The organism is Corynebacterium sp. 2571A (assembly GCF_055700935.1).
The window spans coordinates 507,821-520,719 of sequence record NZ_JASTTE010000001.1 but is presented as its reverse complement, the minus strand read 5'-3'; the positions used below and the strand labels follow the sequence as shown (position 1 = coordinate 520,719).

The following is a 12,899-nucleotide window of genomic DNA, read 5'->3' as shown; positions in this document are numbered from 1 at the left end:
GCATGGAACCCGTCGATCTCGCCGCGCTGGTAGGTACAGAATCACGCACTTACCGATCGCGAAAGGTCACCCCGCAGATGCACAACGCGCCGGTGCACGTGGCCATCGCCATGTGGGACATCCCCTGGAAGTCCGCTGCGGAGGGCAAGCTCAACGGGTGGGTCATTGCCGTGGATGCCAAGCCCGGCCCGCGGTTTGTGCGCACCGGGCGGACCACGGAGGAAGACACCGTGGGGCCGGTGATGCGCGACCTCAATGACGCCATCAGCGGCATCCGCAGCTTTAACGGGGCCAAGAAGAAGGTCTGGTGCAACGTCGGCCGCCGGCGCGGGGCGCTGCGCCTAGAGTTAGAAAAGCAGGGCTACCTGGTCACCGGCAGCTTTTCCGAGTACAACCGCGCCTGCCCCCGAGCCAGCAAGCTACGCACCGTCGAGGAGACCAAGGCCAAGCGCGAGGGCAAGCGCAACGGCCAGTCCCCCAAGCGCAAGCCCACTCCCCCGCCCGCCACGGAAGCCCACTGGTGGCCGCAGTTCTCCGACTTTTCTAACGCTAACGATGCCGCCCCCACCCGCATCGCCACCGATGCCTCCTCCGACACCAACATCAAGGGCGCGTCCTGTTTCGTCGCCAGCAACGGCGACTACCAGCTACTCACTCGGCGCACGAAGGCCTCCACCGACGAGCTGGAGCTCGAGGCCCTCACCCTCGCCCTGAAGTACTTGGTGCACACCGATGCCACCGACGTCCTCATCGAGAGCGACAGCCAGGCCGCCCTGCGCGCCGTCGATTACATCACCGGCCAGGGCAAACTCGGCAAGCGCTGGCGCGGCATCCATCCGGGCGCGCTCTCCCGCTTCCAGCAGGCCTGGAAGGACAACCAGGGGCAGCGCAGCATCACCTTCCGGCGCGTCATGGGCCACTCCGGCGACCCCCTCAACCGCGCCGCCGACAAGATCGCCATCATGGGGCTGCGCGCCATCGCCTACCGCCAAAAGGAGGTCCGCGACACCCTGGCGGAGGGCATCGATAAGGCCCTGCAGGAAGCCGCGAAGGACGCCCACAAGCGGGCGGCGTCGCGCCTGCCCGAGTCGGTGACGCGGGGTGCTGGTGGCTCTGGTGCTGGTTCTAGGTCTAGGTCCGGGGCTGGTTCAGGCTCTGGCGCGCGGAATAAGCGGCGTCGGGGCGGGCGACGCGGGGGACGTCGTCGCAGCGGACGCCGGCGCGGCAGTCCGGGCGCGGGTTCTGGGGCCTAGTTTTTGGGGGCTTGCTTGGGGGCCGCTTGAAGGCCGTTTGGGGGCCGTTTGGGGCCGTTCAGGGTTAGTCGGGGCGGCCCTCGAGGCGGTGCCGGAGGCGTCGCCAAGCGATGCGCAGCGCGGAATGCGGCGTCGCGGCGAGCTCGCGGGCATAGTTTTGTAGTTTGTGGCCGTGCGGGGTCGGGGCGGCGACCGTGTGGATGGGAATTTTGAGGTGCCAGGCCCAGAGCCGGGTGCGCAAGATGTGGAAGTTGCTGGTGACGACGGTCATCGTCGAGCCCGGGGGCAGCAAGCGCGCGGAGTTTTCGAGGTTTTCGTTCGTGCTGGTGGCCAGGGGTTCGAGGAGGATGCGCTCCGGGTTGATGCCGTGGGCGGTGAGGTAGTTGTGCATCGGGAGCGCTTCCCCGTGCCCGCTGACCACGATGGGGGCTTGGGGGTGCGCTTGGGCGAGGCGGGCGGCGGTGATGAGACGTGCGCGGAGCAGCGGTTCGGGGCGGCCGGCGGTCGTGCGCGAGCCAAGGACGACGATGGGGGCCGTCGGATCAAGCGTGGGTCGCCCGGAGGCTTTTCCGCCGTCGTTTCTGAACATAAGAATTAGGATACTTGAGGGCATTAGCCGTCCTGTTCGGCGCCGTATATGCCTATTGCTGCCAGAGGTTACCCCCGTTTTACTAACAATGTAACCATCTAGAACAAAGTTGTGCTTTAGGGGTTGCGTGGGGTGGTTGGTTGAATAGGATTGAAGGCGTAAGGAACAAAGGTTCGAGCACCTCAAGGGGGTGAAGATCATGACCAAAGCAACTCAATCCATTGCCGAATGTGTAGCCGAAATCGAACAGGCATACTCACGCCTGCACGCCGCCGTCACGGAGGTGGACTCGGTGTACTTTGGTGAGATCTACCCTTATTTCGAGAAGCTCGCTGCCCTCTCCGGCACCATCACTACTATCGATGCCGCATTTGCGTTCATCGCCGAACGCGACGACGCTGGCCGCCACGTCAACTCCACGCGGGTGATGGACTACCTGATGAACCGGCTGGGGCTGTCCTACGGGGAGGCGAAGGACCGGCTCCGCAACGGGCAGACCATCTTCGGGACCGCTCCCCTGTTAGATCCGCCGCCGTTGCAGGATCCGCAGGAGGATGCTGCAGACTCTGGGGATTCTGGGGAAACTGGGGAAACTGGGGAAACTGGGGATTCCGCGGAGGATGCTCAGGCGGCAGAAGAACGCCGAAAGCATGCCGAGGAGCGCCGCAGGAAGGCCGAAGAAGAGGCTCGTCTCCGCAGGGAGCGCGAGGAAAGGGCCCGCGCTGAGGCGCAGCGCAAGCTGCGGGAGAAGGAAGCGCTCCGCGGCCGCTACCTGGCCATCATTGACCGCGAGCTCAAGCACCTCAACGCCCACGCCACCCCGGGGCCGAACGAGCTGCGCAACAAGGCCATCGACGAGGCGAAGAAGCGGAACCTCAAGGACTTCGCCCAGTGGCTGCGCCGCGAGGTCCGTGCGGCGAATGCCCGCAGCCGGGATCCCTTCGGCAACCGGGACCGGTTTGCCGCCACCCGCAAGCGTCATTTGGAGTTCAGCCCCGCGGACGCCGACGGTGGCGTGCACGTGAGCGGTTACCTGGATGGCGCCACCGCGGCGCTGATGAGCCAGGCGTTTGCACCCGCCACGCGTCCGGGCACCCCGGACCTGCCGCCGGAGGAGGACAAGCGCAACTACCGTCAGCGGATGGCAGACCAGTTCACCGCAATTCTGCAGGAGTACCTCGGCTCGCGCGAGAAGGCGCACCCCGGCCTGGGCTCCATCATCATCTCCGGCACGGTCGATGACTTCGAGAACCTCAAGGCGGATTCCCTGCTGCCGACCAACACCGGGCACTCGCTGACCCCGCTGGACATTATCCGGCTCGGGGCCGCGGCTAGTGATTACCTCTGCATCATGGACTGCGAGGACTTCCAGCCGCTGGCGCTGGGGCGCTCGAAGCGGACGGCGAGCTTCATGCAGAAGCTGGCGCTGATTGCCTCCGAGCTGGTGTGTTCCCACCCCGGGTGCGACCGGGCCGCCAATGCTTGCGATGTCCACCACCTGCAGGCCTGGTACTACGGCGGGGTCACCGACATACACAATCTGACCTTGTTATGCCGCTCCCATCACGTCAACAACAACGACAGACAAGATGGCAGAGGAAACATGGGCCATGCGGCCAGGGATCCGAGAAGCGGAAGGGTCGGGTTCGTCAGGCCCGGAAGTAGCGACGTCGAATGCAATGAATCAGTCGCCGCTCAAGAGGCCGCCGGGTATAAGCTCCGACGGCAAACCGCGGCCGCTAGTTAAAGCGGCGTAGTTAAGACGGCCTAGTTAAAACGGTAGCGAATGCCGGTAGTGGATACTGGAAGTGGATCCTGCCCGCGGCAAGGTCAGTGAGATCCGTGCTAGTCACCCAGCAGTTTCCGGCGGAGGTTTGCGTCCTTTTCCTCCACGGAATCTGCCATGTCCTGCTGGTATTTGCTCATCTTCTCGATCAGCTGGGGGTCGCCCGCGCCCAGGATCCGAACCGCCAGGAGGCCGGCGTTCTTGGCTCCCCCGATAGAGACGGTGGCGACCGGGACCCCGCCCGGCATCTGGACGATGGACAGCAAGGAATCCAGACCGTCGAGCTCCTTCAGGGCCCGCGGGATACCGATGACCGGCAGCGGGGTGGCCGCCGCGACCATGCCCGGCAGGTGGGCCGCTCCGCCCGCGCAGGCGATGATGGCCTGCAAGCCGCGGGTGTGGGCCTGCTTGGCGTAAGCGAGCATCTTCTCCGGAGTGCGGTGGGCGGAGACGACACCGACCTCAAAGGGGACGCCGAATTCGGCCAGCACCTGGGCGGCCGGTTCGACGGTGGGCCAGTCGGAATCGGAACCCATGATGATGCCGACGCGGGCCTGGGTGTTCTCGGTGTTCGCTGCGTTCTCTGGGGTAGCGGTCATGCTGTGGGGCACTCCTTTGTGAGTTTTGGGTTCTGAGCGTTGGGGTTACGGCTGCTGGGTGCTGGGGTTACGGCCGCTGGGTGCTGAGGTTACGGCCGTTGGGTGCTGGGGCTACGCGTTCTGCGGTGCTGGATCCTGGGGGCAGGTTCCGAAGGCTGAGGTGAAGGTACGCCGAGCCCGGAGGAAGCTGCCGGGCCGCGGTGGCTAGTCGTCCCAGCGGGCGTTGACCAGGAAGCCTGCCGCCAGGCGGGCCTCGTGCCGGGTCTGCTCCGCGTCCTGGCCGGTCAGGTTGACGTGGCCGATCTTACGCCCCGGGCGGTGGCCCTTACCGTAGAGGTGGATCTTGGCCTGCGGGAAGCGGCGGTGGACCTCGACGGCGCGCTGGGCCATCGGCATCTCCGGATCCTCCTCGGCGCCCAGGACGTTGGCCATCACGGTGACCGGGGCGGTCGGGGTGGTAGAGCCGAGCGGGTAGTCGATGACGGCCCGCAGGTGCTGCTCGAACTGGGAGGTCACGCAGCCATCCTGGGTCCAGTGGCCGGTGTTGTGGGGGCGCATCGCCAGTTCGTTGATGGCGACGTCCTCCTCGCCGGCATCGTTGGTAAAGGCGAAGAGCTCGACCGCCAGGACGCCGGTGACGCCGAGCGACTCGGCGATCAAGACGCCCAGCTGGGAGGCGCGGGACTCGAGGGCGGAGCTGAGCCCGGGGGCCGGGGCGACCGCCTCGGAGCAGATGCCGTCGCGCTGGACCGACTCTGTGATCGGCCAGGAAGCGGTCTGCCCCGACGGGGTTCGCGCCACCAGGGCGGACAGCTCGCGGGTCAGGGCGACCTTCTTCTCCGCCATCAGCGGGGTGCCGGCCTCCAGCAGCTCGCTAACCAGGTTGACCAGATCCTCCTCGGTGGAGGGGAACCAAACACCCTTGCCGTCGTAGCCGCCGCGGCGGGCCTTCAGGCAGACCTGGCCGGAGGTGGCGGACCAGAAAGAGGAGGCATCGTTAGTGCTGGTGATTTCGGCGAACTCCGGGACCGGGGCGCCGAGCTCCCGCAGGCGGCGGCGCATGACGAGCTTGTCCTGCGCGTTGACCAGGGCGGACGGCACCGGCTGCACGTTGTAGCCGGCCTCGATGAGGGCCTCCAAGTGCTTGTTCGGGACGTGCTCGTGGTCGAAAGTGACCGCGTCCGCGCCCTCGACGGCCCGCAACAGGTCGTCGTAATCGGTGTAGTCGCCCACCACCACGTCGACGCAGACCTGCGCGGCCGACGAATCAGGGCTGCCCGCCAGCAGGCGCAGCGACTGCCCCAGCTCGATGGCGGCGGTCTGCATCATCCGCGCCAGCTGACCGTCACCGATGACGGTGACCACTGGCATACCGGGGGCATGGGCTTGGGGATTTCCAGCTTGTTCACTCACGTTTTCAATCCTAGCGCGGCGCCGGCGGCTCGCGCGTCACCCCAGGAAACCGGGCATGACGGTACCCCAATTTGCTAGTAGCGGGCTGGGTTGCTCCGGGCTGGGTTGCTCCGGGCGGGGTTGCTCCGGGCCTCGCTTGGTTCCCGACCGCTAGCGCCAGATGGGAGACCGCAGCGCTCGCAGCTGATCCCCGATGGCCGCCTCGACCTTCTTGGTCTTCGGCACGTCCGGGAAGTACAGCGCCTGGTCGTAGCCGCGGATCGCCAGCGAAATGCCGCCCCGGCGACGCCGCGCCCCCACGATGTCGCGCAGCGGGATCGAATCCGGCCGGCCACCCAGCCGGGCCGCCCGGGCGATGACCCGCCGGTCCGTGACGATGAAACGCTTCCGGCGAGAACGGATGACCGGCAGCACGAAGCGCCACACGCTGAGCGCGCCCCACAGCACGACCAGCGCGTTGCGCAGGCGCAGGTCCGCCCCCTGCGCGTCCAGCCAGCCGATGGCTATCCAGCACACCCCCGTAATCAGGATGAGCTCCAGCAGCGGGAAGACGAGCGTGCGGAAAGGCGCGGTCACGTCGACCCGCTTGGCCTCACCGGGCCCCATCGTCATATATCCCATAGCGCCCTAAAGCTTACCCGGGATGGCATCGGCGGCGAAGGGGCGGTGGAGGTTTCTAGCGCTGCGGCCGCAGGTGGGTCACGTCGCCGGCCGAGTAGTACTCGCCGCCGACGTTGATGCGGCCGTCGTCGGCAACGCCCTCGACGATGCCCTCCACATCCCCCGTCGGCGCCTCCAGGCGCACCTCCTGGCCAATCGACGAGCACACTGCGCGGTAGTCCCGCATCAGCTGCGGATCCTGGTTCTGCCACTGGGCGATGCGTCGGCGCAGATTGGTCAGCAGGTCAATCGCCAGCTGGGTGCGGTCCGTGTTGCGGCCCTCCAGCGCTAGCGATGTCGCCTTCTCAATCGGCAGGTCCTCCCGGGTCAGGGTGACATTCAGGCCCATGCCCAGCACGACGCGGGCGCTCGGGGCGGCGCCAGCCTCGGTCTTGGGGGCTGCCTCGGTCTTAGGGGCAACCTCGGCCTTGTTGATCTCGGTCTTGTTCAGCTCTGCTTTGTTGACCTCCGCCTTGCTCAGCTCTGCTTTGTTGACCTCCGCCTTGCTCAGCTCGGTCTGGTTCAGCTCAGTCTTGTTCAGCTCGCCGGCGGCCTTGCCGGACTTGAACTCCCCGCCCTTGAACTCGCCGGTCTTGAAACCGCCCGACTTGAAGGCGGCGCCGACCGGGCCGGCCTCGGCGAGGATGCCGCAGAGCTTGTTGCCGTCGATGTGGACATCGTTCGGCCACTTCAGGACGGATCCCTCGACGGTGTCGGTCACCGCCAGGCCGCCCGCCAGGGGCAGGGTGCCCAGGTGCTCGAGGGAGTCCGGGAGCAGCAGGACCGAAAGGATGAGTTGCTTGCCCGCCGGAGCGACCCAGCTGCGGCCCAGGCGGCCCTTGCCGCTGACCTGTTCGTTGGCGAGGAGGACGGTGCCGTCGGCGACATCGTTAGCCCCCATCAGATCCGTGTTCGTGGATCCCGTCTGTTCCTTGTAGTCAACGGTGCTGTAAAGGCCAGACAGTGCGGCGCGGATGCGGTCCAGGTCGAGATCGCGGCTGTTGTGCACGGCATCGTTGTGCGCGGCATCGTTGTGCTCAGTTTCGTTTCGCTCAGTTTCGTTTCGCTCAGTCATAACCCAAACAATACCCGCCGGACCCACCTGCCCTGTGGGTGCGAGCGCCGCCGGGCCCGCTACCCCCGGCGTGGGGGCTAGAACCCAAAAAACTATTCTTCCGGACGTTGGTGAATATAACCTGAAATACACCTACTGTTTCCCGAAAGGTAAATCACTATGATGCAGTCACCTTCCCGGCGCACCGTGCGCAACGGCGTCATCGCCAGCACCGCCGCCCTCGCCCTGGCGCTTTCCGCGTGCAGCTCCGACTCCGGCAGCTCCAACGCCGACGGATCTGCCACCGAGAACACCGACGGCCGTGGCCCCATCACCTTCGCCATGGGCAAGAACGACACGGACAAGATCCAGCCCATCATCGAAAAGTGGAACGAGGAGCACCCCGAGGAAAAGGTCACCCTCGAAGAGCTCGCCGGTGAGGCCGACGCCCAGCGGGAGACCCTCGTGCAGTCCCTGCAGGCCGGCAACTCCGACTACGACGTGATGGCCCTCGACGTCGTCTGGACCGCCGACTTCGCCGCCAACCAGTGGCTGGCCCCGCTGACCGAGGACCTGGCCGTCAACACCGACGGCCTGCTGCCGGCCACGGTCGAGTCCGCCACCTACAACGACACCCTCTACGCCCTGCCGCAGAACACCAACGGCCAGCTGCTCTACCGCAACACGGAGCTCGCCCCCGAGGAGGTCTCCACCTTCGACGACGTCAAGTCCGCTTGCGAGGCGCTCAAGGACGACACCGACTGCCTGACCACCCAGCTCAAGCAGTACGAGGGCCTGACCGTCAACACCGTCGGCTTCATCGAGGGCTGGGGCGGCAAGGTCCTGGCCGACGACGGCACCATCACCGTCGACTCCGCCGAGGCCAAGGAGGGCCTGCAGGCCCTGGTCGACGCCTACGAGGACGGCACCATCTCCCCGGACTCGACCGCCGCCACCGAGGAGGAGACCAACCTGGCGTTCACCGAGGGCAAGTCCGCCTTCGCCATCAACTGGCCGTACATGTACACCAACGCCGAGGAATCCCCGGAGACCCAGGGCAAGTTCGAGGTCCAGCCGCTGGTCGCCAAGGACGGCGTGGGCGTGTCCACCCTGGGCGGCTACAACAACGGCATCAACATCAACTCCGAGTACAAGGCCACGGCCCGCGACTTCATCGAGTACATCATCAACGAGGAGAACCAGACCTCCTTCGCGGAAGCCTCCTTCCCGCCGGTGCTGGCCTCCATCTACGATGACCCGGAGCTCATCGAGAAGTTCCCGTACCTGCCGGCCCTGAAGGAGTCCCTGGAGGCCGCCTCCCCGCGTCCGGTCTCCCCGTTCTACTCCGCTATCTCCAAGGCCATCCAGGACAACGCCTACGCCGCCATCACCGACGGCAAGAGCGTCGACGACGCCACCAAGGACATGAAGGCCGCCATCGAGTCTGCCTCCCAGGCCTAAGACGTCCCAGGACTGAAGCCCGACCCAGCGAACGATGCCCCTTCCCGCGCGGCGAGGTGGCATCGTTCGCTTCTTTGTGGGCGCGGCGAGTTTCGAGGCTGCGTCCGCGCCGTGCGTTATGATCAGTGCCATCCTCGGTGCAAACCATTGCACGCCGCACAGCAGCGGTAAGCACAGAACACCACAGCAAGCATCAGAGCAGTAAAGCAAGCATCAGAAAGGCCATGCGCGTGACCGAGAAAACCGCCCACCGGCGCCGCCCCGCGCCCAAGTCTCGGGCCTGGGTGCCCGCCGGGCTCATTGCGCCCGCGATCATCGTGCTGGCGATCGTGATCGGCTACCCGGTCATCCGGGCCATCATCCTGTCGTTCAAGGGCAACCGACAGCTCGACCCGACCACCGGGCTCTTCGTCGAGGGCCAGTTCGCCGGGCTGGACAACTACCTGTACTGGATCACCAACCAGTGCATGTCGCCGTCCGGCGTGGCCGCCACCTGCCCGCCCGGGGTCATCGCGACCGACTTCTGGCCGGCCGTGCAGATCACGCTGTTTTTCACCGTCGTGACCGTGGGCCTCGAGACCATCCTGGGCATGGCCATGGCTCTTATCATGAACGGCAACTACCGCGGCCGCGGCTTCGTGCGCGCCGCCGTCCTCATCCCCTGGGCCATCCCCACCGCCGTAACCGCCAAGCTGTGGCAGTTCATGTTCGCCCCGCAGGGCGTGGTGAACTCGCTGCTCGGCACCGACATCGCCTGGACCACCGACCCCTTCTACGCCCGCCTGGCCGTCATCATCGCCGACGTGTGGAAGACCTCCCCGTTCATGGCCCTGCTCATCCTCGCCGGCCTGCAGATGATCCCGAAGGACGTCTACGAGGCCGCACGCATGGACGGCGCTAGCCGCCTGCAAATCTTTACCCGCATCACCCTGCCGCTGGTCCGGCCGGCCCTGATGGTGGCCATCCTCTTCCGCACCCTCGACGCGCTGCGCATGTACGACCTGCCGGTCATCATGATTTCCAGCTCCTCGAACTCCCCGACCGCGACCATCTCCCAGCTGGTCGTCGAGGACATGCGCCAGGGCAATTTCAACTCCGCCTCCGCGCTGTCGACCCTGATCTTCCTGCTCATCTTCTTCGTCGCCTTCATCCTCATCCGCTTCCTGGGAGCCAATATCGCGGGCTCGACCGAGGAGCCCCGCAAACGCCGACACCTTCCCTGGGTCGGGAAGAAGTCCCCGGGCAAGACCCCGGGCAAGTCCCCGGCTGAGGACGCCGGGGCATCGGCAGTGCCTGCTTCTGCTGTACCTGCCTCCGCCGTCCCCGCCTCTGCCGAGTCCAACAAGGAGGCCAAGTAATGAAATCGCGCATCTCCTGGGGAGCCGTGGGCCACTTCGCCGGCATCCTCTTCATCATCTTCTGGGGGCTGGCGCCCTTCTACTGGATGGTCGTGACCGCCCTGCGGCACAAGGACCACACCTTTGACACGACCCCGTGGCCGACCCACCTGACCCTGGACAACTTCCGGGACGCCCTGGCCACCGACAAGGGCAACGACTTCCTCGGGGCCCTGACCAACTCGCTGGTCATCTCCCTAGTCACCACCGCCCTGGCCGTGCTGGTGGGCGTGTTCACCGCCTACGCCCTGGCGCGCTACGAGTTCCCGGGCAAGGGGATCGTCACCGGCGTCATCCTGGCGGCCTCCATGTTCCCGGCCATCGCGCTGGTCACCCCGCTCTTCCAGCTCTTCGGGGACCTGGACTGGATTGGCACCTACCGGGCCATGATCATCCCGAATATCTCCTTCGCCCTCCCGCTGACCATCTACACCCTGCTCAGCTTCTTTAGGCAGCTGCCCTGGGAGCTGGAGGAGGCCGCCCGCGTCGACGGCGCCACCAAGGCGCAGGCCTTCCGCATGATCCTGCTGCCCCTGGCCGCCCCGGCCCTGTTCACCACGGCCATCATCGCGTTCATCACCACCTGGAACGAGTTCATGCTGGCCCGCCAGCTGTCCTCCACCGACACCGAGCCGGTCACCGTGGCCATCGCGCGCTTCTCCGGGCCCTCGGCCTTCGAGTACCCATACGCGGCCACCATGGCCGCCGGCGCCCTGGTGACCATCCCGCTCATCATCATGGTCCTGATCTTCCAGCACCGGATCGTCGCCGGCCTGACCGCCGGCGGCGTCAAGGGCTAGGCGCGGCATGCGCTACGCCCTCCTCTGGGACACGGCCCTAGGGTTTTGCGGCTTCTTCGCCGCCCTGGCCCTCATCCAGGCCGTGGTCAACCTCTTCCGCCCCGCGCCGGCCCTCTGGCCCGGACTTTTGGCAGCGGTTTTGTGCTTGGCGCTGTACGGGATCTACCGTGCCAAGCGCGCGCACCTGGCCCGGACCGGCCCGAGCGCGCAGCCGCGCACCCCTGCCCACAACACGGCGGCCCACAACACGGCGGCCCACAACACGGCGGCCCACAACACGGCGCCCAACAACACGGTGCCCAACAACAACACGGCGCCGCACAACACGGCGCCGCACAACACCCATCCCCGAAACACCCCTCCCCAACAGAAAGACCGAGCATGAGCTGGTACCACAACGCCGTTTTCTATCAAGCCCTGGTGCACGCCTTTAAGGACGGCAAGGGAGATGGCATCGGCACGCTGAGTGGCGTGACGGAGAAGCTGGACTACCTGCAGTGGCTGGGCATCGATTGCCTGTGGCTGCCTCCCTTCTACGCCTCCCCGCTGCGCGACGACGGCTACGACATCGCCGACTACTACGAGGTCAACCCGGTCTACGGCAGCATGGCCGACGTCGAGGAGCTCATCGCCGCCATCCACGCCCGCGGCATGCGCATCATCACCGACCTGGCGCTGAACCACACCTCCTCCGATCACCGCTGGTTCCAGGCCTCCCGGCAGGACCCTCACGGGCCCTACGGCGACTACTACGTCTGGGGCGACGACCCGAACCGCTACCCGGAAATCCGCGTCATCTTCACCGACGTCGAGGAGTCCAACTGGGCGTGGGACCCGGTGCGCGAGCAGTACTACTTCCACCGCTTCTACTCCCACCAGCCGGATCTCAACTACGACAACCCGGCGGTGCGCGAGGAGGTCAAAAACGTCATCCGCTTCTGGCTGGGCAAGGGAATCGACGGCTTCCGCCTGGACGCCATCCCCTACCTCTACGAGCGCGACGGGCTGGGCGGAGAGTCCCTGCCGGAGACCATCGCCTTCATCGAGGAGATCCGCGCGCTTATCGATGCCGAGTTCCCCGGCGCCGTCATGATCGCCGAGGCCAACCAGCCGCCGGCCGAAACGCGCGAGTTCTTCGGCGCCGGCAACCGCTTCCACATGGTCTTCAACTTCCCCGTCATGCCGCGCCTCTACCAGGCGCTGGCGCTGAACTCGGCCACCCCGGTCTACGAGATCATGGACGAGCTCGGTTCCCTGCCGGCCAGCTGCCAGTGGGGCACCTTCCTGCGCAACCACGACGAGCTGACCCTGGAGATGGTCGACGAGTCCGTGCGCGAACAGATGTACGCGGCCTACCTGCCGGACGATGCCATGCGGGCCCACCTGGGCATCGCCCGCCGGCTGATGCCGCTGATGGGCGGAGACCGCCGCAAGGTGGAGCTGATGTTTTCGCTCCTGTTCACCCTGCCCGGCGCCCCATTCATCTACTACGGCGACGAGATCGGGATGCTGGACAACCCGGCCCTGCCCGACCGCCACGCCGTGCGCACCCCGATGCAGTGGGACGAGACCGAGCACGCCGGCTTCAGCACCCGCGTCCCGCAGCGCTGGGCCGTCGTCGGCGGGGCCTCCGTGGCCGCGCAGGCCAACAACGAGGACTCGCTGCTGCACACGGTGCGCCGCATGGTGGCCGCCCGGCACGCCCACCCCGAGCTGGGCACGGCCGAGTTCGAAGCAGTAGAGACCGGCCACGAGGCGGTCCTGGGCTTCCAGCGCGGCGGGCTGCTGTGCCTGCACAACTTCTCCGCCGATCCGGTGGATCTGGGCCCGGTCGATCTGGGCCCGTACGGCTACAGCTGGCTGCCGGTCGAAGACTTGAGCTAGCTC

12 protein-coding genes are annotated in these 12,899 nt (G+C 66.5%); 7 read left to right on the top strand and 5 right to left on the bottom strand.

Annotated elements, in window-relative coordinates; translation table 11 throughout:
- The first annotated feature begins 2 nt into the window (after nucleotides 1–2).
- On the top strand, nucleotides 3–1,253 hold the full coding sequence (locus QQS53_RS02570) for an RNase H family protein (RefSeq protein ID WP_472774372.1): 1,251 nt from the start codon (nucleotides 3–5) through the stop codon (nucleotides 1,251–1,253).
- 64 nt (nucleotides 1,254–1,317) lie between these two features.
- Here the strand turns inward: QQS53_RS02570 and QQS53_RS02565 are convergent, their stop codons facing one another.
- Nucleotides 1,318–1,842, bottom strand: a complete 525-nt coding sequence (locus tag QQS53_RS02565; RefSeq protein ID WP_472774371.1) for a YdcF family protein — start codon at nucleotides 1,840–1,842, stop codon at nucleotides 1,318–1,320.
- Nucleotides 1,843–2,041: 199 nt separating this feature from the next.
- Between QQS53_RS02565 and QQS53_RS02560 the strand changes: the two genes are divergently transcribed.
- A complete protein-coding gene (locus tag QQS53_RS02560; protein ID WP_472774370.1) occupies nucleotides 2,042–3,589 on the top strand; it encodes an HNH endonuclease signature motif containing protein in 1,548 nt (515 codons plus the stop codon).
- A gap of 98 nt (nucleotides 3,590–3,687) precedes the next feature.
- On the opposite strand, the gene purE is transcribed toward QQS53_RS02560, so the two are convergent.
- The 4 genes from purE to QQS53_RS02540 form a co-directional block, all read right to left on the bottom strand.
- Nucleotides 3,688–4,227: a 5-(carboxyamino)imidazole ribonucleotide mutase gene (purE, locus tag QQS53_RS02555; RefSeq protein WP_472774369.1), complete on the bottom strand. Its 540-nt coding sequence runs from the start codon at nucleotides 4,225–4,227 to the stop codon at nucleotides 3,688–3,690.
- Between the two features lie 204 nt (nucleotides 4,228–4,431).
- Complete coding sequence (locus tag QQS53_RS02550; RefSeq protein ID WP_472774368.1) at nucleotides 4,432–5,640, bottom strand: 5-(carboxyamino)imidazole ribonucleotide synthase; 1,209 nt, start codon at nucleotides 5,638–5,640, stop codon at nucleotides 4,432–4,434.
- A gap of 150 nt (nucleotides 5,641–5,790) precedes the next feature.
- The gene (locus tag QQS53_RS02545; protein WP_070769259.1) at nucleotides 5,791–6,261 is read right to left on the bottom strand and encodes a hypothetical protein; all 471 of its coding nucleotides are present in this window, start codon (nucleotides 6,259–6,261) and stop codon (nucleotides 5,791–5,793) included.
- Nucleotides 6,262–6,316: 55 nt separating this feature from the next.
- On the bottom strand, nucleotides 6,317–7,375 hold the full coding sequence (locus tag QQS53_RS02540) for a biotin--[acetyl-CoA-carboxylase] ligase (RefSeq protein ID WP_472774367.1): 1,059 nt from the start codon (nucleotides 7,373–7,375) through the stop codon (nucleotides 6,317–6,319).
- Between the two features lie 162 nt (nucleotides 7,376–7,537).
- Here QQS53_RS02540 and QQS53_RS02535 point away from each other — a divergent pair, with 162 nt between their 5' ends.
- From QQS53_RS02535 to treS, 5 genes are all read left to right on the top strand, one after another.
- Nucleotides 7,538–8,815, top strand: coding sequence for an ABC transporter substrate-binding protein (locus QQS53_RS02535; RefSeq protein WP_472774509.1), 1,278 nt, complete (start codon nucleotides 7,538–7,540; stop codon nucleotides 8,813–8,815).
- 224 nt (nucleotides 8,816–9,039) lie between these two features.
- A complete protein-coding gene (locus QQS53_RS02530) occupies nucleotides 9,040–10,173 on the top strand; it encodes a carbohydrate ABC transporter permease (RefSeq protein ID WP_472774366.1) in 1,134 nt (377 codons plus the stop codon).
- Nucleotides 10,173–11,012, top strand: coding sequence for a carbohydrate ABC transporter permease (locus QQS53_RS02525; RefSeq protein WP_472774365.1), 840 nt, complete (start codon nucleotides 10,173–10,175; stop codon nucleotides 11,010–11,012). The genes QQS53_RS02530 and QQS53_RS02525 overlap by 1 nt, the downstream gene beginning before the upstream one ends.
- A gap of 7 nt (nucleotides 11,013–11,019) precedes the next feature.
- Entirely contained in the window at nucleotides 11,020–11,397 is a 378-nt protein-coding gene (locus QQS53_RS02520; RefSeq protein WP_472774364.1) for a hypothetical protein, read from the top strand.
- Nucleotides 11,394–12,896, top strand: a complete 1,503-nt coding sequence (treS, locus tag QQS53_RS02515; protein WP_472774363.1) for a maltose alpha-D-glucosyltransferase — start codon at nucleotides 11,394–11,396, stop codon at nucleotides 12,894–12,896. The genes QQS53_RS02520 and treS overlap by 4 nt, the downstream gene beginning before the upstream one ends.
- The last annotated feature ends 3 nt before the right edge of the window (nucleotides 12,897–12,899 follow it).

What these genes read in the sequence shown, in the direction of transcription:
- QQS53_RS02570 (WP_472774372.1), top strand. Translation starts at nt 3, where the DNA reads ATGGAACCCGTCGATCTCGCCGCGCTGGTAGGTACAGAATCACGCACT.
- QQS53_RS02565 (WP_472774371.1), bottom strand. Translation starts at nt 1,842, where the DNA reads ATGTTCAGAAACGACGGCGGAAAAGCCTCCGGGCGACCCACGCTTGAT.
- QQS53_RS02560 (WP_472774370.1), top strand. Translation starts at nt 2,042, where the DNA reads ATGACCAAAGCAACTCAATCCATTGCCGAATGTGTAGCCGAAATCGAA.
- purE (WP_472774369.1), bottom strand. Translation starts at nt 4,227, where the DNA reads ATGACCGCTACCCCAGAGAACGCAGCGAACACCGAGAACACCCAGGCC.
- QQS53_RS02545 (WP_070769259.1), bottom strand. Translation starts at nt 6,261, where the DNA reads ATGGGATATATGACGATGGGGCCCGGTGAGGCCAAGCGGGTCGACGTG.
- QQS53_RS02540 (WP_472774367.1), bottom strand. Translation starts at nt 7,375, where the DNA reads ATGACTGAGCGAAACGAAACTGAGCGAAACGAAACTGAGCACAACGAT.
- QQS53_RS02535 (WP_472774509.1), top strand. Translation starts at nt 7,538, where the DNA reads ATGCAGTCACCTTCCCGGCGCACCGTGCGCAACGGCGTCATCGCCAGC.
- QQS53_RS02530 (WP_472774366.1), top strand. Translation starts at nt 9,040, where the DNA reads ATGCGCGTGACCGAGAAAACCGCCCACCGGCGCCGCCCCGCGCCCAAG.
- QQS53_RS02525 (WP_472774365.1), top strand. Translation starts at nt 10,173, where the DNA reads ATGAAATCGCGCATCTCCTGGGGAGCCGTGGGCCACTTCGCCGGCATC.
- QQS53_RS02520 (WP_472774364.1), top strand. Translation starts at nt 11,020, where the DNA reads ATGCGCTACGCCCTCCTCTGGGACACGGCCCTAGGGTTTTGCGGCTTC.
- treS (WP_472774363.1), top strand. Translation starts at nt 11,394, where the DNA reads ATGAGCTGGTACCACAACGCCGTTTTCTATCAAGCCCTGGTGCACGCC.